We start from the raw sequence: 24,004 nt of genomic DNA, 5'->3' as shown, positions 1-24,004 counted from the left end.
CTACCGAAGACGACGGTCACCGTCCTGATCAGCGATCCGCCGAGGAGCCGAATGTACGGGCAGATGGACGCCGAACACCGTGCGCCCCGGGGTGCTCTCCACCGTCACCGTTCCACCGTGCGCCACCACCACCGCGTGCACGATGGCGAGCCCCAGCCCCGTACTGCCCGCGGCCCGTGAACGCGAGGCGTCACCGCGCGCGAAGCGTTCGAAGACATGCGGCAGCAGATCGGGCGGGATACCCGGCCCGTCGTCCTCGATCTCCAGCGAGACGTACGGAGGTGGGATCGGCCCGGGCGAGAACCCGGCCCCGCGGTCCCCGCACAGCACCCGCGCCGTGACCGTCGTCCCGGCCGGAGTGTGCGTACGGGCGTTGCCCAGCAGATTGACGAGCACCTGGTGCAGCCGGGCGGCGTCGCCGTGGACGACCGCCGGTTCGTCGGGCAGTGCCAGCCGCCACGCGTGGTGGGACCCAACCGCGCGGGCGTCGCTGACGGCGTCGACCACCAGCGGCGACAGATCAACCTCCGCGCACTCCAGCGGACGGCCGGCGTCGAGCCGGGCGAGCAGCAACAGATCCTCGACGAGGACGGTCATCCGCCCGGCCTCGGACTCGACCCTGCCCAGGGCGTGCCGGGTGTCCGGTCCGATCTCCTCCCGGCCGCGTCTGGTCAGCTCGGCGTAGCCGCGGATCGAGGCGAGCGGCGTCCGCAGCTCGTGGCTGGCGTCGGCGACGAACTGCCGTACCCGTGTCTCGCTCTCCTGACGCGCCGCGAGCGCCGACTCCACATGCCCGAGCATGCGGTTGAGCGCCGCGCCCACCTGGCCGACCTCGGTCCGCGGATCGGCCTCGGACGGCGGAACCCGTTCGTGGAGCGCCACCTCACCCCTGTGCAGGGGGAGTTCGGAGACCCGGGTGGCGGTCGCGGCCACCCGGCGCAGCGGGCGCAGCGAGATGCCGACCATCGCGGCACCGGCGATCCCCGCCGCGACCAGCCCGGCGGCGGTCACACAGACCTCGACGACGATGAGGGTGTTGACGGTCTGCCGCGTCTGGCCGAGGGGGTAGGCCAGGAGGAGCCCGTTCTCCACCTGCTCCGGATTGGCGATCACGCGATAGTCGCCGAGGTCGGGCAGCCCGACGGTACGGATCCGTCCGTCCCGCGCGACGGACCGAAGCGCCTTCAGCTGCCCGCCGGTCAGGGGGTCCACCCGGCCCTCGAGGTCCTCCAGATCGGCGGTCATGGGCTTGTCATTGCTCCGGCCCGCCTGGACGATGGTGCCGCGCTCGCCGAACCGCACCCCGACGGTGCCGATGGGCTGGCCGGTGGAGGCGACGAACAGCACGTCGTGATGGGGCGGTTGGCCGGGCCGGTCCATGAAGCGCCCGGCCGAGGCCCGCAGATCGTCGTCCACCTGGCCCTGGAGATAGGACCGCAGGGCGATGGTGGTGACCGAGCCGATCACCGCGCTGACAACCGCGATCAGCGCGATCGCCGAGACCACCAGACGGGTGCGCAGCGACCAGGTACGGCGTACTGCGCGCCGGGAACGGACCACGGCCCTACTCCCCGGGCTTGAGCAGATATCCGGCTCCCCGCCGGGTGTGGATCATCGGGCTGCGCCCCGCGTCGATCTTCCGCCGCAGATAGGAGATGTAGAGCTCGACAACATTGGCCTGCCCGCCGAAGTCGTAACTCCAGACCCGGTCGAGGATCTGCGCCTTGCTGAGCACCCGCCGCGGATTGCGCATGAGATAGCGCAGCAGCTCGAACTCGGTCGCGGTCAGGTGGATCTCCTGGCCCCCGCGCCACACCTCGTGGCTGTCCTCGTCCAGCACCAGGTCGCCCACGGCGAGCACCGACTCGGCGCGTGCCGCGGCCGCCCCCGACCTGCGCAGCAGACCGCGCAGCCGGGCGACGACCTCCTCGAGGCTGAAGGGCTTGGTCACGTAGTCGTCGCCGCCCGCCGTCAGCCCGGCGATCCGGTCCTCGACCGCGTCCCGCGCGGTCAGGAACAGCACCGGGACATCGGGCAGCTCACGGCGCAGCCGCCCCAGCACGGCCAGCCCGTCCATGTCCGGCAGCATGATGTCCAGGACGACGGCGTCGGGCCGCAGCTCGCGGGTGGTCCGTATCGCCTCGGCGCCGTCGCCCGCCGTGCGCACCTCCCAGCCCTCGTAGCGCAGGGCCATCGCCAGCAGATCGGCGAGGGCCGACTCGTCGTCCACCACCAGCACCCGCACGGGGCTTCCGTCGGGACGCAGCAGCTCGGTACGCCCTGGGGGCGGGGTCGCCATCATGGCCGTAGCCTCCGATACCCGTCTGAGAGATACCTATCGGCAACCTGTGAAGAGTCTGAGAATTCGGTGAGGGCGGCGGGCGGACTCCGGAACGCCGGTCCGAACGGGTCACCGGGGGAATTTCCGGAGACGATCACCGGGTTCCTCGTGCATGGCATCTCATCCCGCACTCGGCACCATCGGCATCTGGACCGGCGCCCTGCACTCCACCGACCCCGCGAAACACGCGCAGGTCAGGGAGGCGGCGGCCGAAGTGGACGACCTCGGCTACGGCGCGCTCTGGCTCGGCGGCAGCCCCGGCCCTGACGAGGCCGCCTTCCTGCTGGACGCGACCTCCCGCATCACCGTGGCCACCGGCATCCTCAACATCTGGGACCACGAGCCCGCCTATGTGGCCGAACGGTACGCCGCCATCGACGCCACCCACCAGGGCCGCTTCCTGCTGGGTCTCGGGGTGAGCCACGGCCAGCTGGTCGAGCGGTACGCCCGCCCGTACTCCGCGATGCAGGACTACCTCACGGCGCTGGACTCGGCGCCGACACCGGTCCCCGCCTCCCGCCGTGTCCTGGCCGCCCTGGGCCCGAAGATGCTGGAGCTGTCCCGCGACCGCGCGGCCGGAGCGCATCCGTACCTCGTCACCCCCGAATTCACCGCCTCGGCGCGGGAGATCCTGGGGAACGAGGCACTGCTCGCGCCCGAGCTCAAGGTCGTCCTGGACCCGGATCTCGAAAACGCCCGCGCCACCGCCCGCAACTACCTCTCCTTCTACCTGGGGCTCCCCAACTACACCAACAACCTGCTCCGGCTGGGCTTCTCGGAGAAGGACTTCGCGGACGGCGGCAGCGACCACCTCATCGGCTCCCTCTTCGCCCTGGGCGACGCCGAGGCGGTCCGCCGCCGGGTGGACGAGTTCCTGACCGCGGGTGCGGACCATCTGGCGGTCCAGGTGGTGACGGCCAAGGCGTTCGAGGACATCCCGCGGGCGGAGTGGCGCACCCTGGCCGAGGCGCTGCCGCTGCGCGGATGAGCTGACGCGGAAGAAGAGGGCGAGGCCGTGGGGGCCGTCCGAGTGGGCGGCCCCCACGGCCCCCGCACCCCAAGGGCCTCAGGGCCTCAGGTCCTCAGATCCCGAACAGCCGGGCCGCGTTGCCGTAGCAGACCGCGCGCAGCCACTCCTCGTCCTGGTCGAGCCGGGTCAGGACCTCCAGCGCATGCCCGTACGGATACGGAATGTTGGGGAAGTCGCTGCCGAACAGCACCCGGTCGCCGAGGGCCGCGAGCCGCTCCCGCTCCGCCGGGGGGAAGGGCCAGCGGGTCTCGATGAAGTCGGTGAAGGCCATGGTGGTGTCCAGGTGGACCCCGTCGTACCGTTCGGCCAGCGCCATGAAGTCCGTGTACTCCGGCAGCCCCATGTGCGCGATGATCAACCGCAGCCGGGGGTGGCGGGCGAGCACGGCGGCCACCGGCTCGGGACCGGTGTACTTGCCCGGCGCCGGGCCCGAGCCGCAGTGGATGACAACGGGCGTACCCGTCTCGGCGAGCAGCCCCCACACCGGGTCGAGCAGCGGGTCGCCCGGGTCGTAACCGCCCACCTGCACATGCGCCTTGAAGACGCGGGCACCGTTCTCCAGCGCCTCGCGCACATAGCCCTCGGCGCCCGGCTCGGGGAAGAAGGTCGCGGTGTGCAGACAGTCGGGCGTTCGTTCCGCGAACTCGACCGCCCACTGGTTCAGCCACGCCGCCATGTCCGGCTTGTGTGGATAGAGCATCGACGTGAAGGCCCGCACCCCGAACCCGCGCAGCACCGCCAGCCGTTCGTCCTCCTCCTCGCGGTACTTGACCGGCCAGGGGATGCCGACGAGCGGTTCGATCCCGTCGAAGTACGCCCAGACCTTGTCCAGTACGCGCTGGGGCATGAAGTGCGTGTGTACGTCGATGAGTCCGGGCAGCCCGAGCCCCTGCCAGAATCGCTGTACCGACACCACGTCCGGATCACTCATACGGGTCACCGTACGGCGCCCGTGCGATGCTCGGTCTCCGGCCCCGATGGCCGGTGTGCTACAGCCGCGTTGCAGCCGCGCTGTGGGTTTATGACAGCCGTGACCAGGGATTTGGCCAAGCGCATGATGGATTGGGATACAAGGTCCCTGGAGTACGGGATCCGCTCGGGATCCATGGGCGGGCGCCGACCCGCCCCGCCACCGACCAGCGGCGCCACCGCCGCCACTGCCACAACCGCCACAACCGCCCGAGGCACCGTCGCCCAACGGCCCACCGCATGAGGGCAGCACAGCCCGCTCCGACTCTGACCACAACGGGGGACATCCATGCACCACATACCGGTCCGCATGCGTACCGCAACCGCAGTCGCCTGCGCGATCGGCGCCCTCGGCGTCGCCTTCCTGACCACCGGCTGCGCCGACGGCGACCTGGCCGAGCGGGCGCAGCCCGCGGGTTCCGCGCACCAGGCGGCCAACGGTGGCGGTGACGGCAGCGGCAGCGGCAGCAGGACGCTCGCCCTCGGCACCCCGACGTCCGTCACCTACAAGCGCGGCTCGGACCATCAGCGCGGCGCGCTGGAGGTGACGGCGGTGAGCGTACGGAAGGGCGCGCGGGGCGATCTGCGGAAGGCGGGGACCGAGACACGGACGGCGCAGCCGTACTACGTCACCATGCGCTTCGAGAACACCGGCGGCCACTCCCTCCACTACCCCTTCCTCAACGCCCCCACCGGGCTGGAGGACAGCAGCGGTACGGACGACCAGCCGCTCGTCACCGAGAGCGAGATGGCGGCGTGCCCGGGGAAAGACCCGGACGACTTCGCGGTGGGCGCGCGGATCACCCTGTGCAAGGTGTTCCTGGTGCCGAACGGGATGAAGCCGACCGCGGTGACGTACAGCACAGGCGATGCGGCCGGGCGACCGGTGCGCTGGAAGGCCACGGGGACACTCGCCGCGGACAGGGCGGGCGCGGCGGAGACGGTGAGGGGCTGACGGCCCCGGCCTCGGTCAGGTGCGCACATGGCCGAGGGCCCGGCACAGAGACTGTGCCGGGCCCTCGGTCTGCAGTAGCGGGGACAGGATTTGAACCTGCGACCTCTGGGTTATGAGCCCAGCGAGCTACCGAGCTGCTCCACCCCGCGTCGGTGAAGACAACACTACGTCATTGTTTCCGCGCAGGGAAATCCGTTCAGAACGGCCGGTTACTTTGCAACGGCCACGTCCCAGCCCCGCTCCGAACGGGTGCCCCAGGCTGACCTGCGCGTTTGTCACGGTCATGATGTTGCCCGGCATCACACGCCACCACCGCAACACCCTCACCACGACATAGCTCACACTTCACAACGGGGAACCGAACCATGCACAACCGATCCATACGGCGTACGCGCCGCACCGCCGCCGCACTCCTCTGCGCCGCCGGTCTCGCGCTCGGCGCCACCGCCTGCAACGAGGACACCGCCCAGGACGCGGGCAGCAGCGAATCCCCCGCCAAGGACAAGAAGCCGACCGCGCCGGCGAGCAAGGGGTCGGACACGGGGAACAACGGCGGCAGCGGCAGTGACCAGGACTCCGGCGGCACGGGCGGCACGGACGACAAGGCCGTCGACGCGGATGCCAACAAGACCATCCCCCTCGGTCAGAAGTCCGCCCTCACCTACAAGCGCTCCAAGAAGGTGGCCACCCTCGAGGTCGCCGCCCAGAGCGTGGCCAAGGGCTCCCAGGCCGACCTGTCCGGGCTGCGCCTGGAATCCGAGGCCAAGTCGCTCCAGCCGTACTACGTCACGATGACCTTCAAGAACATCGGCGACAACTCCCTCAAGTACCCCTTCCTCAACACCCCCACCAGCCTCCGCGACGGCAAGGGCAACGGAGCCAAGACCCTGATCACCTCGGACGACGCGGTGAAGTCCTGCCCGGGCAAGGACCCGGACGACTTCGGCCCCGGCGCGAACGCCACGATCTGCAAGATCTTCCTGCTCCCCAAGGGCGAGACCCCATCCGTCGTCTACTACACCGGCGACTTCGACAAGGGCCCGGTCTACTGGAAGGCCACCAAGGACTGACCCCGCCCGCACCCGCGCCGTGGCCGGTCCCCGCACAGGAACCGGCCACATCGCCGCTTCAGTCCCCGTAGGGCACCACCACGATCTGATCCGCGTCCTCGTAGACGACCCGCCCCGGATCCACCGACCGCACCATCCGGCACTCCACTCCGTGCGCGGCCAGGATCTCCAGATAGCCGTCCACCCGCTCGATCAGATGCCGCGCCGAGGATTTGAACCACGCCGCCGCCCGCGGATTCACCTCCCGGTCGTACACGCTCGGGTCGGTGTGACTGGGGTCGGCATAGGCGGCGTTGTACCAGTCGTTGTTGACCCGCCGGAACCGCTCCTGCTCCTCACTCAGATGGCCCTCCCGCGCCAATCCGTTGATCAGCCCGAACACCCCGCTGTACGTCCCCCGCCCGTTCCGCACCGTGCTCTGGAACCGCACATAGGACACCTCGTCCATCACCCCACCCACCCCGGCCTATAGGCTCCGTTGACGCGCATTCACACACGTTCACACACCGTGTCGAGCTGGGGGAACTCCGACCGCAATGGAATCGACGCCGATCGTCCTGGTCCACGGGACACGCTTCAGCGCGGGGCAGTGGAGCTGTCAACTCGACTCACTCGCGGCCGACTTCCCGGTCACGGCCCCCGATCTGCCTGGCCACGGCACCCGTTCCGCCGAACCCTGGAGCCTGAGCGCCGCCACGGAGGTCGTCGCGGCCGCCGTGGACTCCCTCGACCGCGGACCGGCCCTGGTCGTCGGGCATTCGCTGGGCGGTTACGTCGCGCTGGAATGCGCACGGCGCTTCCCGGAGCGGCTGCGCGGCCTGGTCCTCGCCGCGGCCAGCGTCACCACCCGCGGCCCGCTGACCATCCCCTACCGCTTGGTCGCCGGCCTCGTCCCCCGCATCCCGGCCGCCCGGCTGACCCGCTGGAACGACCGGTTCCTGCGCCGTCTCCATCCCCCGGAGGTGGTGGGTGCCACCATCCGCTCCGGCTACGCCTTCCACACCCTCCCGGCCGCCTGGGGCGAGGTCCTCGGCCGCTTCGACGCGAGCGCGATGCGCCACGTCCCGGCCCCCGTGCTCATTCTCAACGGCGAGAAGGACCGCCTCTTCCGCTCCGGCGAGCGCGAGTTCGCCCGCGCCCACCCCAACGCCCGCATCGAACTGATCCCCCGCGCCCGCCACCTCGCGAACTTCGACGCCCCGGCCGCCTTCACCGACGCCATCCGCCGCTTCGCCCGCGAACTCCCCACGGACTCATGAAACCCCGGCCGTCGAAGCCCTCCCTGCCCCCTGCCCCCCCCTGCCCTCCCCTGGATTCGCCGCGTGACTGAGCCCTCCTACCTCATCGCCGTCCGGGAGTCGTACAACACCGTCGCCGCCGACTACACCGAACGCGTACCGGCCCCCGCCGAGCTGGATCCCTTGTCCCGCGCGATGCTGACCGCCTTCGCCGAACTCGTGCGGACCGCCGACCGCGGCCCGGTCGCCGACCTCGGCTGCGGCCCCGGCAAGGTAACGGCCCACCTGGCCGATCTCGGCGTCCCGGCCTTCGGCATCGATCTGTCGCCAAAGATGATCGGCCTGGCCCGTGACGCCTATCCGCACCTCCACTTCACGGTGGGTTCCATGACCGCCCTGGAGATCGAGAGCGACCACCTCGGCGGCGTCCTCGCCTACTACTCCACCCACCACACCCCGCCGGAACTACTGCCCGCCGTGTTCGCCGAGTTCCACCGCGCCCTGGCGCCCGGCGGCCATCTGATGCTGTGCGGCTACGTAGGAAACGGCGAGCACCTGCGCCCCACCCGCGCCTACGGCGACCACCCCGTCTCCTACGAGTCCCACCTCCTCCCGCCCCAACGCCTCGCCGACCTCCTGGCCCAGGCGGGATTCGCCCTCACCGCCCAACTGATCCAAGCCCCCACCGAAGGCAGGAAGAGAACGGTCGCCAGCTTCCTGGCCCACAAACAGCCAGCCCTCACACTGGCGACCCACACACCGCCACCCGGCTAAGAGCCACCGTCGGCGCTGCCAGCCACAGCGCGCGGGCTCCGCACGGCGGAGTCAGCACCGGCCGTGGCGGCACGGCCGCACCGACCGCCACCCCGGGAACGCCGACCGGCGCCTGGGGCGTTGCCCCGAGGTCCGGCTCGGTGGCCTCGCCACCGAGCCGGACTTGCGGAAGACCCGGCCGGAGCGGGACAACTTCCCTGCCACTTCAAGGCCCGCGCACGGCGCGGGCGCGCGCCGCCTCTGTGGCTGAGGCCGTGCGGCACGTGACGGCGCGCCCCCTCTTGCCGAGGGCTCTGTTCACCGTGTGACATCGCTTCGCCCAGCGTTGACCGCGTCGGGCATCTGCGCAAGCTCAGCGCCGAGTGCCCGGCGCGCCGCGGCGACGAAATCACCGTTCATAGCAAACCGAGCCTGGAGCGCTTGCGCTCGGGCAGACGGATCGAGCTCAGCGGCGCAGTCCGCCTCATCTGGATGAGAGCCCACAATACGTGCATGCAGTCGGAATTCGTCACCTATGCTACGCACTACCGCGGCCCCCAGCTCTGCGACGTTCTCCGGTCCCACCAGGCGAACTCGAATGTAAGCCTCATCCAGTGCCCTGCGCGCAGCGAATCCTGCTTCCCCATGCGGTGGCTCGGTGAACGGCCTTGCCATCCATCCGCTATCCAGCACTCGGTAAGCAGCATCAGCCTGAGACAGGAATCGCTCGTACGACTCGCGCCGCATCTCTCTGTAGGCGTTCGCGCGCTGCTCGGCCCGTTCCTCCCCTGCCAGTAGAGCCTGATGCCGTAGTTGCCTACTGTTTGTCCAAGCGGAGACCGAGCCCGCCAACCCCGCAGCCGTCAGCGTTGACAAAGAGGTAACCAAGGCAACCGCGACCGTTTCATCCACGGCCGCTATTGTCTCGTACCTGGACGTCCTACGTCCCTGTTTTGGCCGCCGCTTCGAACTGGGCCGGGCTGACATCCGAGCCTGACATCAACGAGCTCACCGACTGGCTCTGGCCGCGGGGTGAGTCTCTCCTCAATGGAGTGGTGCGAGGCCCTACGGTTATCAACCCAGGTAAGGGCGTTCGCGGTGCTCCAGGAAATGACGAAGGCGGAGCCGCTGTGTGTGGTGCATGGGTAGCTCGTCCAACTCCCCCTGTGACACGAAACGCAGCTCCGTGGGCTCGTCCGAAATTGCCAACCGCCCGCCGATCACCGGCCGTGAAGCAGACATTGAACTGTCGGCGTACCTCGCCATCCGTGTACGCGATGACGTGACGCGGGTCGGTGTAGGTGCCGACGAGACCCGTGGTCCCGACGCCCAGACCCGTCTCTTCCTTGACCTCGCGGACCGCCGTACCCGGCAACGAGTGGGACATCTCCATGCCACCACCGGGGAGCGCCCATAGATCATTGTCTCGGCGACGCACCACTCCCGGGGCGGCGGCGGACACCGCACCGTCCGCCGCCTCCGCTCCGCCCCGGCCGGCCACTCAGCTGAGGCGCGACCGGTCAGCGGACCGCTACGAAAGCGGGCGCCGCGCCACGGGTCCACTCGGTTCGTTCGGCCGCTGAGGTGATCGGTGGCTTGGCCGCGTTGCGGCTGAGCTGGGTTGCTGGCAACAGGGGCCTGTAGGTGCTGCTGCGTCGGTGCGGCCGCCGGCTCCGGCGGGAGATGGCACGGCGCGACGCCTCGGTTTCCTACTGCATCTGGTGGTGCGCTGATGCGACCTGGCGCGCTGAGTGGCACGGGGGCGCCGCCGAGCGGGGCGGCAGACAGGAGCGGGCGGCGGCCACGGGCCGCCGGCGCGCGGCGCGCGCAAGCGGGCTGCCTTGATCCAGTACAGAGCCGCGGCACCGCTTCGTCTCTCTGCTGTCGGACAGTGGCGTACCGCTGGAGGAGATCTCCCGACCCGTCGGTCACTCCGGAACAGCCGTGACGGAGGAGGTCTACCGGAAGCAGATTCGCCCGGTGATCCAGACCGGCGCGGTTGCCATGGACCGCATCTTCGAGGGCTGATCTCGGGGCCATAGTCACGCAGTTACCGGTAGTTCGTTAAATCCGGCGGTAGAGGTCAATGCCGTGTCCGGTGGTGACCGCGTCGATCAGGGCCTGGAGCTCTGAGGGTGGGTCTGTGTCCGTCCAGGCTCGCCACCACCGGGTGAGGGTGATGGCGGGGGTGAGCCAGGACCGGATGGCCCGTAAGGCCCTGGGCCAGCAGGGCTGTTGGGGCTGGTGGGGTTCGGTTGATCCCCCTCTCTGGCCCGTCGTCGGGGCATGGGTCCGGCGCGGTGGCATCCAGGGGTCCCGGTGGGGCGAACCACTGGTCCCAGCAGGCCGAGTTCGTCCTTGATCTGTTTGTAGCTCTGCTCGATCCAGGGCCGCAGTCCGTAGAGGTGGACGATCTCGGCGAGGCCCGCCGGCGGGTGCGGGCCGGTGGCAGCGTGGGGTGTGTCGGGGTGGGGCAGGCTGGTGGCCAGGTACCAGGTGGCCTTCTCCGGCAGGCTGCCCGGATCGGTGGTGGCCACGACCAGCCGGCAGGGAGAGTCGGGGCCGTAGCCGCCCAGGCGGGCATCAGCCGCCCACCAGGTCTCGGTGTGCCCGTCACGGAAGTGACGTTCCACGGGCATCCAGTCGCCTGGATGCCTGGCATCGCGCCAGGCCAGTGAGTGTGCGGCTTCGATGGGGGTGTGCGGCTGGTCGGCCGGAGCCCAGGTGCCGCGGTGCGGCTTGAGCGCGACCACGTAGGCCAGGCCGGCCTCGCGCAGTGCGAGGTACCAGTCGTCGCTGACCGAGTAGGCGCAGTCGGCGACCACCGCCCGGCAGCCGAAGCCGGCCTCCTTCCCTCGGGCCGCGAGGGCAGCGGCCAGCTGTGGTTTCGTGCGGAAGTCCGGGTCGGAGCGGCTGCGGGTGAAGTGGTGGGCGGGGGTGTAGGGAGCCGCGTGCAGCGGGTAGTACACACGGCCGTCGGTCCACACCGTGGTCACCGTGACGATGCCGTTGTCCGTCTTGCCGTACCGGCCCAGCCACTGTCGGCCCACGTGCGCGGTGGCCGTGCCGTCCTTACGGTCCCCGGAATCGTCGATCACGATGACCCCGCCGTCGTGCGGAGCCGTCGCCGACTGCTCACGCAGCAGCTCAAGCCGCCGGTCGTTGACCTGCTCGGCCTCCCAAGGGGACTCGGACAGGAAGAACTGCAGCCGCTGCACCCCCGCCGTCCCCGCACCCGCCACCGGCTCCGCCCCTGCCAGGCATGTGATCGTCTTGTTCCGCTCCCGTGGTGCCAGCAGTCCCGTCAGGTACTCGCGAAACCCCCGCCGCTGAGCCAGACTGAAGAAGAGGTCGTCGAACCGCGCCGCATAGTCCTCCAACGGCCCCGGCGCAGGCGGACACGGACGGCGAGCGGTCATCTTCAGCCCCCAGCCAGGTAGTTGACTCCTACCACCGGCCTACGACCAACCCGGCCTGCCGTCAACCCGCACCACCGCCGGATTTAACGAACTACCGTTACTGAGGTTGAACTCGTGGTGTCGTAGGGGCTGACGGCTCGTCGTCTGTGCGGTATCACCAGGACATGCGGTATCCACAAGGGGGCGGGCTGACCGCCGAACGGCAGCAGTTCCGCGAGGAGTTACGGCTGAAGGCGGCTGAGAGGTTCGCCCAGGGTGAGGCGAGCTCGGTGATCGCCAAGGACTTGCGCGTCAGCGTCCGCTCGGTACAGCGGTGGCGGCAGGTGTGGGACGAGGGCGGTCCGCGGGCTCTGCGGTCGCAGGGGCCGGCGTCGCTGCCGCGACTGAGCGATAAGCAGTTCGCCCAGTTGGAGGCAGAGCTGGCCAAAGGGGCGGCCGCTCACGGCTGGGAAGACCAGCGGTGGACCCTGAGCCGCGTGAAGACGGTGATCGGCCGCCGCTTCCACCTGACCTACACGGTCCAGGGCGTGCGCAAGCTGCTGGTCCGTAACGGATGGTCCTGCCAGGTCCCGGCCCGACGGGCGATGGAGCGGGACGACGATGCGGTGGCCGGGTGGGTCAAGGAGGTGTGGCCCTGCGCGGAAGGCTCGCGGCGGTGAGTGGAGCCTGGCTGGTCTTTGAGGACGAAGCCGGATTCTCCATGACGCCGCCGCAGGCGAAAACCTGGTCCCAGCGCGGCCGGACCCCGGTGGTGCGGGTCCGCGGCCGTTCGCGCAGACGGATATCGATCGCTGCGCTGACCTGCTACAAACCCGGCCACCGGTCCCGGCTGATCTACCGGCCGCGCCGGGACGACGGCCCGCGCGACGGACGCAAAAGCTTCTCCTGGCGCGACTACCGGGACCTGCTGATCGCCGCCCACCAGCAGCTCGGCGGCCCGATCGTTCTCGTCTGGGACAACCTGAACGTCCACAAAGCCGCCGACCTGCGGGAATGGGCGGCAGTCCGGGACTGGCTGACCATTTACTACCTGCCGCCCTACGCACCCGACCTCAACCCCGTCGAAGGGATCTGGTCACTGCTGCGGCGCGGTTGGCTTTCCAACGTCGCCTTCAGCACTCCCGAACACCTCGTCCACCGCATCCGACGCGGCTTACGGCACATCCAGTACCGCAGCGACCTCATAGACGGCTGCCTCGCCGAGACCGGCCTGACCATCCGACCCGCCTGAGCACCCCAGCGACATCACGAGTTCAACCTCAGTAGCGGTAGTTCGTTAAATCCGGCGGTGGTGCGGGTTGACGGCAGGCCGGGTTGGTCGTAGGCCGGTGGTAGGAGTCAACTACCTGGCTGGGGGCTGAAGATGACCGCTCGCCGTCCGTGTCCGCCTGCGCCGGGGCCGTTGGAGGACTATGCGGCGCGGTTCGACGACCTCTTCTTCAGTCTGGCTCAGCGGCGGGGGTTTCGCGAGTACCTGACGGGACTGCTGGCACCACGGGAGCGGAACAAGACGATCACATGCCTGGCAGGGGCGGAGCCGGTGGCGGGTGCGGGGACGGCGGGGGTGCAGCGGCTGCAGTTCTTCCTGTCCGAGTCCCCTTGGGAGGCCGAGCAGGTCAACGACCGGCGGCTTGAGCTGCTGCGTGAGCAGTCGGCGACGGCTCCGCACGACGGCGGGGTCATCGTGATCGACGATTCCGGGGACCGTAAGGACGGCACGGCCACCGCGCACGTGGGCCGACAGTGGCTGGGCCGGTACGGCAAGACGGACAACGGCATCGTCACGGTGACCACGGTGTGGACCGACGGCCGTGTGTACTACCCGCTGCACGCGGCTCCCTACACCCCCGCCCACCACTTCACCCGCAGCCGCTCCGACCCGGACTTCCGCACGAAACCACAGCTGGCCGCTGCCCTCGCGGCCCGAGGGAAGGAGGCCGGCTTCGGCTGCCGGGCGGTGGTCGCCGACTGCGCCTACTCGGTCAGCGACGACTGGTACCTCGCACTGCGCGAGGCCGGCCTGGCCTACGTGGTCGCGCTCAAGCCGCACCGCGGCACCTGGGCTCCGGCCGACCAGCCGCACACCCCCATCGAAGCCGCACACTCACTGGCCTGGCGCGATGCCAGGCATCCAGGCGACTGGATGCCCGTGGAACGTCACTTCCGTGACGGGCACACCGAGACCTGGTGGGCGGCTGATGCCCGCCTGGGCGGCTACGGCCCCGACTCTCCCTGCCGGCTGGTCGTGGCCACCACCGATCCGGGCAGCCTGCCGGAGAAGGCCACCTGGTACCTGGCCACCAGCCTGCCCCACCCCGACACACCCCACGCTGCCACCGGCCCGCACCCGCCGGCGGGCCTCGCCGAGATCGTCCACCTCTACGGACTGCGGCCCTGGATCGAGCAGAGCTACAAACAGATCAAGGACGAACTCGGCTGGGCCGACTTCCAAGTCCGCTCCGACCGCGCCATCCGCCGCCACCAGACCCTGGTCAACTGCGCCTTCTCCTTCTGCTGGGACCAGTGGTTCGCCCCACCGGGACCCCTGGATGCCACCGCGCCGGACCCATGCCCCGACGACGGGCCAGAGAGGGGGATCAACCGAACCCCACCAGCCCCAACAGCCCTGCTGGCCCAGGGCCTTACGGGCCATCCGGTCCTGGCTCACCCCCGCCATCACCCTCACCCGGTGGTGGCGAGCCTGGACGGACACAGACCCACCCTCAGAGCTCCAGGCCCTGATCGACGCGGTCACCACCGGACACGGCATTGACCTCTACCGCCGGATTTAACGAACTACCGGTAGTCACGCAGCAACGCAAGAGGCCCCCTTCCATCTCTGGAAGGGGGCCTCTGAGCTGCTGCGCGCTCGGCAGGATTCGAACCTGCAACCTCTTGATCCGTAGGTTCGGGCAGGGTGCTGCCATGGGCTTCGGCGGCGGCCTGAGCTAGTGCCCGGGGAGGGCCGCTGATGGGCGCCGTGTGCCGTCGTTGCCGTCAGCGTTGCCGTCACGCCGATCGCGAACGATCAATCCCTGCGCACTGCGTGCTGCGGCTCAGGCACCGCACCCACAACCTGAAGCGGCCGCGGGCTCCTCCGGGCTGGGCTCGTACAGCAGGTGTCGGCGGCTGGTGAAGCACAGGACCTGATAGCGGGACTGGCGTCACCCTCGGTGGGCCCCCGGTCATCTGGGATGCTTGATGCCACATGCGAGAGGGGCGGCATCCATGCAGTGGAAGACCTACGGTGAGCGGCAGATCTACACCAACCCATGGGTGAACCTATGCCTTGTCGATGTTGAGCAGCCGGACGGCCGACGCTGGGAACACCACGTCGTCCGGCTACGGCACCTTGCCGTTGCGGCCGTGGTGAACGAACAGCGGGAAGTCCTCATGATGTGGCGGCATCGCTTCATCACGGACGCATGGGCCTGGGAACTGCCTATGGGGCTGATCGAGGAAGGCGAGTCGCCCGAGGCCGCAGCTGCCCGCGAAGTGGAAGAGGAGACTGGCTGGCGCCCCGGTCCGATGAAGCCGTTGGTCTACGGGGAGCCTGCGAACGGGATCACCGACTCCCAGCACTACGTCTTCCGGGCCGATGGAGCAATACACATCGGAGACCCGACGGAGAAGAACGAGTCCGACCGCATCGAGTGGATCGCCTTGGACCGCATCCGAGGCATGATCGACCGACGCGAGATCGTCAGCAGTGGATCCCTGGTGGGCCTGTTGTACGTGCTGATGGACGAATCGATCCGCTGACCATCAGTGCAGCATCGCCCGCAGCCGTGCCTCGAACGTGATGGCTGCGGGCTCCTTGTTGAACGAGGCTAGGCGCTGGTGGAACTCACGCAGGTGCCCCGTGATGCGCTCGGAGCCGACGACCGTAGCGGTTTCCAGTGCCGCGGTGGCGGTATAGCACGCCTCCTCAACCTTGCCTTGTTGTAGCTGCGCGGTAGCAAGCCAGAAGGAGTGGAACGCTCGGCCCCGCTGGTTACCTACGGGCTCCCGTCGCAACGCATCAGCGATCAAGGGTTCGGCTGCGGTGGCCTCGCCGAGCTGAGCGCGGGCAATGCCGGTGTCCACGAGCAACTTGGGTTCATCGAAGTACGTCACCCATGCCGGGTCCGGGTCGGCATCCGAGATCCGTTCGAACTGTCGGTGCGCCTCGGCCAGCGCTGTATGCGTTTCCCTGCGGTTGCTCATCGAAGCGTGTGCGAAAGCCTCGCGCATCGACAGCATGGCCATCACTCGGGGGGTGCCGCAGCGCCTGCGGACGTTGTCCTGCGCTGCTGTCGAAAGTGCTACGGCGTCGGCCGGTCGGTCTTCATAAGTGCCTTGGAGGCTCATGCAGGCCAGGACGTTCGCCATGAATTGGTGGTCGTCAATGGCCTTGGCGAGCTGCAAGGCTTCGGCGAAGTAGACGCGGGCCTGGCTGTACTGGCGTGCGTCGAAGTACGTCCAGCCGGTGAGCCTGGCTAGTTCGGCGGCAATGCTGTGCAGGCTACGCCGAAACTCGCCTTCGGATGCTTCCTTGATCATCCCTAGGACATAGCGGAGCTGCCCGACAACGGCCGGGCGTAGGGCCTCGCCTCCGTGTTCGTCATCGCGACGCCAGTAGTCCTCGATCGACGAGTGGAGGGCGCGCAGGGTGGACGGACTGAGTCGCGGCCCTGTAGCGACTGCAAGGATGCTGTCCAGATCGACGCTCGGAACCGTGCTGCCTGGTTCGGAACTCTGTTTGGCTACGAACGGAGGGGAGTTCGGCGGCGCTACGGCGCCAGCCTGCAACGTCTTTGGCGTCTCCCACTGTCGCTGAGCGAGTCCGAGCATGTGACCGGGGATGCGAAGCCCATCAGATACGCGCTCGATGACGAGCATGTCCCTGATGGCTCGTTGGCCGGATAGAACCTCCCCGACCCGGCTGGGCGTCAGCTCGCAGCGGCGTGCGATCAGTGACGGATAGAAGCCACCCCGACTCTTCGCCAGCATGAAGATCTTGGAGAAGTCGCGTTCTCGGCACGCGTCGATCATCTCGGTGCTGCTCAACAAGCGGGCGGGGAGCCCATCGGGCTCCTGGTACTTGGTCACGAGCGGCACTCCGTGGGTGCGTGGTGCTTGGTCGGGAGGCTACCGGCGATTTTACCCACGGTGGGTAATCACGTGGATATCGATTGCGGGGGTCGTCCACCGTGATGCTGTTACCCATGCAGCCGCAGACAGGCATGAAGGGGCATGAGGTGGGGGGAAGTTGGCCCCCAGACAATGAGGTACTGGCGCTCACGACTGAAGGGGGCCGTCAGCCAGTAGATATCGATGGCCTCAAGACGGTGATCAGCAAAGCCTTGGCGGAGCGGTCGGCGTTGCCCCCGTACGCAGACCTGTGCGAGTTGCATGGGGCTCTGCTACAGCACATCCAGGCGCTGATGCCACTGGCCACGAAGCAGATTGACGGCATGTGGCGCGGCTCGGTGGAGTGGTACCAGAGGCGCAGCAAGCTGGACACCATTCCACACGAGATGGCCCAAGGGCTCGGCGCCGGATTGCAGTCCGCCGCGTGGCGTGTGAAGACCTTGGGCTACACCTGTAGATGGCTCCTGGAGGTCTCAGGGCTGTTGAACTCCGCAGAAGCGGGGGGTTCGTGATGCGGCTTGTCGACTTTGTGTGCCGCTTCGCTGGCCCGCTCTACGTCTTCATGATCGCCGTCAGTATCGGCCTGGTCTTGGCCCTGGCGGCTGCCCAATGACCCTCGTCTCTGGTCGCTGTTGCGACTGGGGGCCGGGCGAGTTGTTCCACCACAGCAGTGACACCACAACCGAGGGAGCAGTCATGGCATGGGGCACTGGCAAGGGTGACAGCGGGGGCGACGGGAAGCATGCGGGGAAGAAGGACCCGGGGACGTCGGCGCCGTCGCCAGACACGGCGCAGCCCAAGCAGCCGCCGAAGCACGGGAAGTAGAGCGCGCCCGGTGATGGTGAACAACGGAGCTGAGCAGATCGCCATGCGCGGTCTGCTCGGCACTCTCAACGAAGCGCTGTCCGGGGCGATCGCGCCGGAGTGGGAACGGGCATTCTGGGCCGCTCCCCGGCACGCGTTCCTGCCCGAGAAGGTATGGGTGGGGGATGACTTGGCTGTCTGCACCCGGAGTGCGGATCCGTCGGCCTGGCTCCACACGGCCTACGCGGACGGCCCGGTGGTGACACAGATCAACGATGGTGCCGATCCGAGCAATGGCGAGCGTTGGCCCTCGTCGTCGGCGTCCGCACCATCCATCGTCATTCGCATGCTCACCATGCTGAGCGTGGCGAACGGGCATCGCGTGCTGGAGATCGGGACGGGCACGGGCTGGAACGCTGGCCTCTTGTCGCATCGCCTGGGTGCGGGCTTGGTGACCACGGTAGAGGTGGATCCCGCTCTTGCCGCGCAGGCTGCGGCCAGCCTCAAGGCTGTGGGTTTGGAACCGCAGGTAGTCACCGGTGACGGCGCGGCTGGATACGCGGCAGGCGCTCCGTATGACCGGGTGATTGCTACCTGTTCGGTGCGGCAGGTGCCCCGTGCCTGGGTGGAACAGACGAAGCCAGGCGGGGTGATCTTGACCCCGTGGGAGTCGCCGTGGTTCTGCTACGGCCTGTTGCGGCTGACGGTGGACGGGCAGGGGCTGGCATCGGGGTGGTTCTCTCCGCACTCGGCGTTCATGCTCATGCGCAACCAACGCACCGACCTGCGGATCTACCGGGACGTGGTACGGGATGAGCACCTACCCACCGAGTCGATCACCCGCCTGTCGCCATGGGCAGTGACTGGGGATGATTGGGCGGCTCAGTTCGCCATCGGGCTCCAGCTGCGGAACGTCTGGCGGACCTGGCACAACGACCCCGACGTGGACGGGGTGGCTTCCCGGCTGTGGCTGGCCACCACCGATGCCGCGTCCTGGGCGGCCGTCGACTGGGACGGTCGGACCGACGATCGGTTCACTGTCTGGGAGCACGGCCCCCGTCGCCTGTGGGCCGCGGTCGAGGTTGCTTATCAATGGTGGCGGTCCATGGGCAGACCTGGGCCGGACCGCTTCGGCATGACGATCACACCCGAAGGTGAGCACGTGGCCTGGCTCGACAGGCCAGAGCAGAGGGTGCCCGACCTGAGCTGACCCGCTTTCAAGGCGGGAAGTCACCTCCGGTTGCCGCGGAAGGGCCTGGCAGCTGAGCGCATTCCAACGCCCCTCGCATGGGGCCGGGCTGCGCCGAAACAACCTCAGATATCAAGACCGGACCACCCCTACGCCTGGACAGCTACCGGGGTGGTCCGGTTGAGAGTCCCTGATCAGGACCCCGGTACCCGATGGTACCGGGGTGGTTGTCGTGCTCGCGCACGCTGCCTCGGCTGGCCTGTACGCCGCGATGTGGAAGGGGACGTGAGCGGGTGCGCATGACAGGGGAAGCAATCGATGTGGGTTTCGCGGAGGTGTGGTTGCGGACGGAGGTGCACCGAGAGGGCGGTACCACTGGGTCGGGTCGGTCCCCGTTCCAGCTTGATTGGAGTGTTGAGGGGGCTGGCACTGATGCCTCAGGTAGGGAAAGTCAGCCACGACGGCGGGAGAGCCGACAGAGCACCCGCACGTATGGGCCTCAATCACCCACCGGGATCAACCACTCTGCCATGTTCTTGATCTTTGACCCGCAGCCGCCTCCGCTCCGCCCCGGCCGGCCAATCAGCGATGGCGCGACCGGTCCGCAGACCGCGACGAAAGCGGGCGCCGCGCCACGGGCCTACTCGGTCCGTCCGGCTGCTGAGGTGATCGGTGACCCGTGCGCGTTCCGGCTGAGCTGGGTTGCTGGGAACAGGGGCCTGGGCATGCTGCTGCGTCGGTGCGGCCGTCGGGTTCGGCAGGAGGCGGCATGGCATGGCGGTTCAGGTTCCTACTGCATCTGGTGGTGCGCTGTTGCGGCCTGGCGCGCTGAGTGGGGCGCGGTCGCCGCTGAGCGGGGCGGCAGACAGGAGCGGGCGGCGGCCACGGGCCGCCAGCGCGCACGGCCCGCGCCAGCGGGCCGTCTTGATCCAGTAAAGAAACTCTGAACAGCTCCGCTGTGCTGCCTCCTGGCCGGTCGCGCGGTCATGAGCTGGTCGCGCAGTCATGCATCGCTCCTGATCCACGACGACCATGCGAGTCAGAACCGGTAAGTCCGATCTGGGGCTATCTGTTCTGGTGATCGGCGAAGTTTATCCACAGGAGGGACCTTGCAGGGTGGGGCTGTGGATACCGCAACGGCCATACGCCAGTCGGTAGGACTTCGCATTCGTGGAGGTGCCCGCGTGGTGTGCGTGATGGTCAGTGACGTGTGCCTACAACTCGACAAACTTCCAGAGGAGTTATGCCTCCGTGACCTTGCTGCCCGCGCATGGTCACCCCTGGCATGGTCAACCGTGTGGTCAAGGTCGGGTGATGTGCTGGGCTTGCGGGTTGCCAGGGCCCGTGACGTGGGTCATGGGCTCACCCGTCACACGCACGTGGTTTCCGACACCTGTAGGAAGTGAAGCGCTGATCAACGGAAGGGCAAACGGCGTGAGCACTCAGAGACATAGCCCCGTGTGGCGGGACGGGAAGAGAAGTATTCCTCCGCCTGGCGGGAGCGTGGCACCGCAGGTCTCGAACTTAGCTGGTTCGACCGGTAGACACAGCTCAACAGCGGTGATCGGGGAGAAATGACCGAGTGGATAGGCGCCCTGGAAAGGGAGGTGGCCAGCATGTGCAGCCGGGAGGCGGCGGAGGCGGAGGCACTGGTGCGGGAAATGACTGCCACGGTGGCGAGACTCAACCGTGAGGCGACACAGATGCGGGAAGAGCTCGCGCAACTCAGGACTGGGACTGCTGTGCCTTCTTCAGCTCCTCGACTTCCCGGCGCAGCGCCTGGTGCTCGGCGCTGAGTGCTCTGAGTTCATCGCGCAACGCGGTGAGCATGGCGGTGAGGGTGGATCCGGCAGCCGCGCCGCTGTCGGCTCCGATCTTCTCGGCGGCGCCCTCGCTCGACTCCGCGTCGGCGGCCTTGCTGTCGTTGGCGAGGTACCAGGCGGGCGGGGTGTAGTCGATACCGCTGCCCTCGTAGTCGGCCACGAAGCTGCCGCGGCCCTGAATGGTGTAGATCAACCCTTCGTCCCGTAGGACGTTCAGCGCGGAACGTGCGGTCATGTTGGCCACGCCGAAGCGCTCTTGCAGCTCCCGATAGGGCGGGAGTTGATCACCAGGCTTGTACCGACCTGCTTTGATCTCGCGCCGAAGCTCGTCGGCTGCATGCTGATAGGGCGGCCGACGGTCGTGTTTGGCGGAGCTGGCAGGCGTCATGTCTACCAGGGTAGCCAGGTCTAGCAGCCCTAGCACACCCATCTGACAAGCGCATGCCCTTAACCCACGGAACCTAGCTAACCTCGTGCACTTGACATTGCTAGGTGAGCGAGCTTCTATTGATCGCACCCCGCCGCCCGGCGGAACAGCACAACCGAAAGGACGTAACTCCCATGGCTATGACCCGTATCCGCGTGGGGCTGCTGCCCTCCACGCAGTTCATCGCAGGCACGCTGCCGATGCCGAAGGTGAAGGACCCCGAGACGGGGGTTCTCGCCACGGACCGCGACACGGGGGAGACCCTGCACACCCTGACCGTCTTCCTCATGGAAGAGGGTCGCGCCGAGCAGATGAAGATCACCGTTCCGGAGAGCGGTCTGCCGGACGGCATCCAGCCGGGTGTGCCGGTGCGGGTGACGGACCTGTTCGCCACCCCGTGGGCGCGTGTCTTCAACGGGCAGCTGTCCGACGGCGTGGCCTACCGGGCGGCGAAGCTCGAACTCGCGGCGGTGGGCAAGTGACGGCCGCCGCCCCCAAACGGGTCTACCCGGTCGCGCCGGACAGCGGGGATACCGATTCGCGGTTCACCAATGGCCTGCTCTTCGACGTGGTCAAGGTGATCGAGTCGCACGGCTACCCGAAGTTCACCTCCGGCCGTGACCTGCTGGAACTCCGCATGTCCCTCTTCCGATTCCTCTACAAGGACGCACCGTGAGTGTAGGCGAAATCATCGGGTCTGCCCCGGCTCTGGCCGGGGCGGCCCTGGCCCCGATCGTCATCTGGGCCGTGTGGTGGCTGGTCCGCTACGTACGTTCCGACGCGATGACGCGGGTCAGCATCCGGCAGGCGATACGTGTGCGCTGGGGCTGGCGTCGGCTGGCTCCGATGGCCGGGCTGTCGGTGACCGACAAGACCCCTCCCGCCGTGATCGTGGCGCCGGACGGGAAGGTGCCCAAGCCTCGCGTTCTGATCCCGAAGATCCGGGTCGCATCTGACCGGTACGGGGTGCTGGTCCGCGCCGGGTGTCTGCCCAAGGTGAGCTTGGCCGAGTTCCAGAAAGCTGCGCCGTATCTGGCGGACGCCTGGCGGTGTACCCGGGTCTCGGTCCTCCCCGACAAGCCGGGTCAGCTGGTGATCCGTGGCGTGCGGATGGACCCGCTGACCGTCCCGACCGAGCACACCCCCACCGGGTCGGTGCCGGAGGAACTGACAGCGTGGGACATGGGGTTGGACGAGTACGCGCAGCCGGTGAGTGTCAGCCTGGCCAACGTGCCCGGTGTCACGGTGGCCGGGCTGCCGGGCTTCGGCAAGACGTCGCTGGTCAACAAGTTCATCTGTGACACGGCGCCCTCGCCTGCGATTCAGTACGCGGTGGCCGACGGCAAGGTGACCTCGTCCCATGAGGGCGACTACGCGGACCTGGTGCAGCGGACGTTCGCGTTCGCCGGTGACGACCTGGCGGAGGCGAACCAACTCTTCAAGGAGTTGGTGACGCTGCGGCGGAACCGCTCGGCATCCGTCCGTGCCCTGCTGGGCGTCAAGAACATGTGGCACGTCGGGCCCTCGGCCGCATGGCCGTTGACCGTGCTGATCATCGACGAAGCCCACACGTATTTCCGCGACCACAAGGGGTCGGACGCGCAGTCCAAGAAGCTGGCGGCCCTGGCGGCTGAGAACGCGCGGCTGGTGGAGGATCTGGTGAAGAAGGGGCGCAGCGTCGGCATCCTGGTGATCATCGCGACCCAGAAGGGGACCGGCGACGCCATACCCACCTTCATCCGGGACGTGTGCCCGGTGGGTCTGTCCTTCGCGCAGAAGACCGCCGACGCCTCCGTTGCAGCCCTGGGCGAGGACATCCGGAACTGGCCGGACGCCAACCCCACGGCACTCCAGGACCCCGCCTACGTCGGCGTGGCCTCCATGGCCCACCAGGGACGCCCCGGCTTCACCCGCATCCGTACTCCCTACGTCGCCGATGCCGACGCTGCCCGTATCGCCATCGACACCGCCCAGCTGACCCGCGCCCCGGCCGAGCTGCTGGAACAGCTCGCGGTCTCCACCCTCGGCCGGAACGACCCGCTCACGATGATGGTCGCGGTCTGAACCTGCCCATATGCCCGTCACGGCATCAAAAGGAGGTGACTCGCTTTGTCCGAGGACCGGATCACTCAGCGCACCGTGACCGTGATCATGGGCATCATCGCGGCCCTGGCCTTCGTCTTCTCCTTCGGCAACGTCTGGGCCCTGGCCCTGCGCCTGGGCGTCCCAGGACCGATCGCGCCGCTGATCGCACCGATGGTGGACCTGTCCGTTGTCGGCCTCCTGGTGGCCCTGCGCTACCTGTCCCTGCGGGGCGTGGCCGCCGAGCACATCAAGGGCGCCACCCGGCTCATGCACCTGTCCGGGCTGCTGACCCTGGCCCTCAACGTCGCAGAACCGATCGCCGCCCGGCACTACGGCCGCGCCGCCGTGGACGCGGTCGCCCCGCTCCTCCTCCTGGGCTGGGGAGCAGTCGGACCCCAACTCCTGCGCCACTTCCACACCGTGGCCCACACCGCACCGGTCCCGGCCCCGGTCGAGAAGGAACCGGTCTCCCAGCCTGAGCTTGCCCCGCTCCCCGAACCGGTGGCACGACCGGTCACGCCACAGCCGGATCCTGTCCCGGCGGTCTCCGTGCCCGCGCCGCTGCTGAACGCGGCCCGCACCATCGCCGCCACGCACCAGGCCGAGCACGGCGAACGCATCAGCCCGGCTCAGCTCCGGGCCCGCCTCGGCATCGCGCTGCCCCTGGCCGCCGCCGCGCACGCCCAGCTCTCCGCCTGAACATCCGGCCGGCCGTTCCGGCAATCCAGATTCCCCAGCCCCACCCGGGCCCCATCCGCCATGCCCCGG

21 protein-coding genes, 1 tRNA gene and 3 pseudogenes are annotated in these 24,004 nt (G+C 68.6%); 16 read left to right on the top strand and 9 right to left on the bottom strand.

Annotated features, from left to right (window positions below; genetic code table 11):
* Together HUT19_RS21060 and HUT19_RS21055 are read right to left on the bottom strand one after the other, a co-directional pair.
* Complete coding sequence (locus tag HUT19_RS21060; protein WP_217712272.1) at positions 1-1,560, bottom strand: HAMP domain-containing sensor histidine kinase; 1,560 nt, start codon at positions 1,558-1,560, stop codon at positions 1-3.
* 4 nt (positions 1,561-1,564) lie between these two features.
* Positions 1,565-2,302 carry a response regulator transcription factor gene (locus tag HUT19_RS21055; protein ID WP_254885685.1) on the bottom strand — a complete coding sequence of 246 codons (738 nt, stop codon included), beginning with the start codon at positions 2,300-2,302 and terminating at the stop codon, positions 1,565-1,567.
* Positions 2,303-2,453: 151 nt separating this feature from the next.
* Between HUT19_RS21055 and HUT19_RS21050 the strand changes: the two genes are divergently transcribed.
* Positions 2,454-3,329 carry an LLM class F420-dependent oxidoreductase gene (locus tag HUT19_RS21050; protein WP_176181956.1) on the top strand — a complete coding sequence of 292 codons (876 nt, stop codon included), beginning with the start codon at positions 2,454-2,456 and terminating at the stop codon, positions 3,327-3,329.
* A gap of 94 nt (positions 3,330-3,423) precedes the next feature.
* Here the strand turns inward: HUT19_RS21050 and HUT19_RS21045 are convergent, their stop codons facing one another.
* Positions 3,424-4,302 (bottom strand): amidohydrolase family protein, encoded by an 879-nt coding sequence (locus HUT19_RS21045; protein WP_176181955.1) that lies wholly within the window; start codon positions 4,300-4,302, stop codon positions 3,424-3,426.
* Between the two features lie 348 nt (positions 4,303-4,650).
* On the opposite strand from HUT19_RS21045, the gene HUT19_RS21040 reads away from it, so the two are divergent.
* Positions 4,651-5,295: a hypothetical protein gene (locus tag HUT19_RS21040; protein WP_176181954.1), complete on the top strand. Its 645-nt coding sequence runs from the start codon at positions 4,651-4,653 to the stop codon at positions 5,293-5,295.
* A gap of 75 nt (positions 5,296-5,370) precedes the next feature.
* Here HUT19_RS21040 and HUT19_RS21035 read toward each other — a convergent pair.
* Positions 5,371-5,444: transfer RNA gene (locus tag HUT19_RS21035), tRNA-Met, on the bottom strand.
* Between the two features lie 216 nt (positions 5,445-5,660).
* Here HUT19_RS21035 and HUT19_RS21030 point away from each other — a divergent pair.
* Positions 5,661-6,365: a hypothetical protein gene (locus tag HUT19_RS21030; RefSeq protein ID WP_176181953.1), complete on the top strand. Its 705-nt coding sequence runs from the start codon at positions 5,661-5,663 to the stop codon at positions 6,363-6,365.
* Between the two features lie 58 nt (positions 6,366-6,423).
* On the opposite strand, the gene HUT19_RS21025 is transcribed toward HUT19_RS21030, so the two are convergent.
* Entirely contained in the window at positions 6,424-6,813 is a 390-nt protein-coding gene (locus HUT19_RS21025) for a hypothetical protein (RefSeq protein ID WP_176181952.1), read from the bottom strand.
* Positions 6,814-6,901: 88 nt separating this feature from the next.
* Here HUT19_RS21025 and HUT19_RS21020 point away from each other — a divergent pair, with 88 nt between their 5' ends.
* Together HUT19_RS21020 and HUT19_RS21015 are read left to right on the top strand one after the other, a co-directional pair.
* Complete coding sequence (locus tag HUT19_RS21020; protein WP_176181951.1) at positions 6,902-7,624, top strand: alpha/beta fold hydrolase; 723 nt, start codon at positions 6,902-6,904, stop codon at positions 7,622-7,624.
* 63 nt (positions 7,625-7,687) lie between these two features.
* The gene (locus tag HUT19_RS21015; RefSeq protein WP_176181950.1) at positions 7,688-8,377 is read left to right on the top strand and encodes a class I SAM-dependent methyltransferase; all 690 of its coding nucleotides are present in this window, start codon (positions 7,688-7,690) and stop codon (positions 8,375-8,377) included.
* 1,053 nt (positions 8,378-9,430) lie between these two features.
* Here HUT19_RS21015 and HUT19_RS21010 read toward each other — a convergent pair.
* Positions 9,431-9,818 (bottom strand): annotated as a pseudogene (locus HUT19_RS21010) (NUDIX hydrolase).
* Positions 9,819-10,216: 398 nt separating this feature from the next.
* Between HUT19_RS21010 and HUT19_RS43115 the strand changes: the two are divergent.
* Positions 10,217-10,384, top strand: a pseudogene (locus HUT19_RS43115) (site-specific integrase); the annotation flags it as partial.
* Between the two features lie 86 nt (positions 10,385-10,470).
* Here the strand turns inward: HUT19_RS43115 and HUT19_RS21005 are convergent.
* Positions 10,471-11,736 carry an IS701 family transposase gene (locus HUT19_RS21005; RefSeq protein ID WP_254885683.1) on the bottom strand — a complete coding sequence of 422 codons (1,266 nt, stop codon included), beginning with the start codon at positions 11,734-11,736 and terminating at the stop codon, positions 10,471-10,473.
* 203 nt (positions 11,737-11,939) lie between these two features.
* Between HUT19_RS21005 and HUT19_RS21000 the strand changes: the two genes are divergently transcribed.
* From HUT19_RS21000 to HUT19_RS20985, 4 genes are all read left to right on the top strand, one after another.
* Positions 11,940-12,434, top strand: coding sequence for a winged helix-turn-helix domain-containing protein (locus HUT19_RS21000; protein WP_176178559.1), 495 nt, complete (start codon positions 11,940-11,942; stop codon positions 12,432-12,434).
* Between the two features lie 41 nt (positions 12,435-12,475).
* Positions 12,476-13,006, top strand: coding sequence for a transposase (locus tag HUT19_RS20995; protein WP_254886098.1), 531 nt, complete (start codon positions 12,476-12,478; stop codon positions 13,004-13,006).
* Positions 13,007-13,177: 171 nt separating this feature from the next.
* On the top strand, positions 13,178-14,548 hold the full coding sequence (locus HUT19_RS20990; RefSeq protein WP_254885339.1) for an IS701 family transposase: 1,371 nt from the start codon (positions 13,178-13,180) through the stop codon (positions 14,546-14,548).
* Between the two features lie 455 nt (positions 14,549-15,003).
* A complete protein-coding gene (locus tag HUT19_RS20985) occupies positions 15,004-15,537 on the top strand; it encodes an NUDIX hydrolase (RefSeq protein ID WP_176181949.1) in 534 nt (177 codons plus the stop codon).
* On the opposite strand, the pseudogene HUT19_RS20980 reads toward HUT19_RS20985, so the two are convergent.
* Positions 15,479-16,875: pseudogene (locus HUT19_RS20980) on the bottom strand (hypothetical protein). The gene HUT19_RS20985 and the pseudogene HUT19_RS20980 overlap by 59 nt on opposite strands.
* A 107-nt stretch (positions 16,876-16,982) precedes the next feature.
* Between HUT19_RS20980 and HUT19_RS20975 the strand changes: the two are divergent.
* A complete protein-coding gene (locus HUT19_RS20975; protein ID WP_254885681.1) occupies positions 16,983-17,420 on the top strand; it encodes a DUF6415 family natural product biosynthesis protein in 438 nt (145 codons plus the stop codon).
* A gap of 326 nt (positions 17,421-17,746) precedes the next feature.
* On the top strand, positions 17,747-18,922 hold the full coding sequence (locus HUT19_RS20970; protein WP_176187111.1) for a methyltransferase domain-containing protein: 1,176 nt from the start codon (positions 17,747-17,749) through the stop codon (positions 18,920-18,922).
* Positions 18,923-20,626: 1,704 nt separating this feature from the next.
* Here the strand turns inward: HUT19_RS20970 and HUT19_RS20965 are convergent.
* Positions 20,627-21,112, bottom strand: a complete 486-nt coding sequence (locus HUT19_RS20965) for a GntR family transcriptional regulator (protein WP_176181948.1) — start codon at positions 21,110-21,112, stop codon at positions 20,627-20,629.
* Between the two features lie 173 nt (positions 21,113-21,285).
* Between HUT19_RS20965 and HUT19_RS20960 the strand changes: the two genes are divergently transcribed.
* The 4 genes from HUT19_RS20960 to HUT19_RS20945 are packed head-to-tail and all read left to right on the top strand — an operon-like array spanning position 21,286 to position 23,935.
* A complete protein-coding gene (locus HUT19_RS20960; protein WP_176181947.1) occupies positions 21,286-21,633 on the top strand; it encodes a hypothetical protein in 348 nt (115 codons plus the stop codon).
* Complete coding sequence (locus tag HUT19_RS20955; RefSeq protein ID WP_176181946.1) at positions 21,630-21,827, top strand: hypothetical protein; 198 nt, start codon at positions 21,630-21,632, stop codon at positions 21,825-21,827. The genes HUT19_RS20960 and HUT19_RS20955 overlap by 4 nt, the downstream gene beginning before the upstream one ends.
* A complete protein-coding gene (locus HUT19_RS20950; RefSeq protein ID WP_254885680.1) occupies positions 21,824-23,215 on the top strand; it encodes a cell division protein FtsK in 1,392 nt (463 codons plus the stop codon). The genes HUT19_RS20955 and HUT19_RS20950 overlap by 4 nt, the downstream gene beginning before the upstream one ends.
* A 45-nt stretch (positions 23,216-23,260) precedes the next feature.
* Positions 23,261-23,935 carry a DUF2637 domain-containing protein gene (locus tag HUT19_RS20945; RefSeq protein ID WP_176181945.1) on the top strand — a complete coding sequence of 225 codons (675 nt, stop codon included), beginning with the start codon at positions 23,261-23,263 and terminating at the stop codon, positions 23,933-23,935.
* The last annotated feature ends 69 nt before the right edge of the window (positions 23,936-24,004 follow it).

Origin of the sequence: Streptomyces sp. NA02950, assembly GCF_013364155.1 — a bacterium.
In the GTDB taxonomy this organism is placed as follows: Bacteria; Actinomycetota; Actinomycetes; order Streptomycetales; family Streptomycetaceae; genus Streptomyces.
Note: the sequence above shows the minus strand (reverse complement) of the source record. Positions and strands in the feature narration are given on the sequence as shown.

Coding starts and splice junctions, on each gene's coding strand:
- HUT19_RS21040 (WP_176181954.1), top strand. CDS start 4,651: ATGCGTACCGCAACCGCAGTCGCCTGCGCGATCGGCGCCCTCGGCGTC.
- HUT19_RS20985 (WP_176181949.1), top strand. CDS start 15,004: ATGCAGTGGAAGACCTACGGTGAGCGGCAGATCTACACCAACCCATGG.
- HUT19_RS21025 (WP_176181952.1), bottom strand. CDS start 6,813: ATGGACGAGGTGTCCTATGTGCGGTTCCAGAGCACGGTGCGGAACGGG.
- HUT19_RS20960 (WP_176181947.1), top strand. CDS start 21,286: ATGGCTATGACCCGTATCCGCGTGGGGCTGCTGCCCTCCACGCAGTTC.
- HUT19_RS20970 (WP_176187111.1), top strand. CDS start 17,747: ATGGTGAACAACGGAGCTGAGCAGATCGCCATGCGCGGTCTGCTCGGC.
- HUT19_RS21020 (WP_176181951.1), top strand. CDS start 6,902: ATGGAATCGACGCCGATCGTCCTGGTCCACGGGACACGCTTCAGCGCG.
- HUT19_RS20995 (WP_254886098.1), top strand. CDS start 12,476: ATGACGCCGCCGCAGGCGAAAACCTGGTCCCAGCGCGGCCGGACCCCG.
- HUT19_RS21050 (WP_176181956.1), top strand. CDS start 2,454: ATGGCATCTCATCCCGCACTCGGCACCATCGGCATCTGGACCGGCGCC.
- HUT19_RS20965 (WP_176181948.1), bottom strand. CDS start 21,112: ATGACGCCTGCCAGCTCCGCCAAACACGACCGTCGGCCGCCCTATCAG.
- HUT19_RS20975 (WP_254885681.1), top strand. CDS start 16,983: ATGCAGCCGCAGACAGGCATGAAGGGGCATGAGGTGGGGGGAAGTTGG.
- HUT19_RS21030 (WP_176181953.1), top strand. CDS start 5,661: ATGCACAACCGATCCATACGGCGTACGCGCCGCACCGCCGCCGCACTC.
- HUT19_RS21055 (WP_254885685.1), bottom strand. CDS start 2,302: ATGATGGCGACCCCGCCCCCAGGGCGTACCGAGCTGCTGCGTCCCGAC.
- HUT19_RS21045 (WP_176181955.1), bottom strand. CDS start 4,302: ATGAGTGATCCGGACGTGGTGTCGGTACAGCGATTCTGGCAGGGGCTC.
- HUT19_RS21000 (WP_176178559.1), top strand. CDS start 11,940: ATGCGGTATCCACAAGGGGGCGGGCTGACCGCCGAACGGCAGCAGTTC.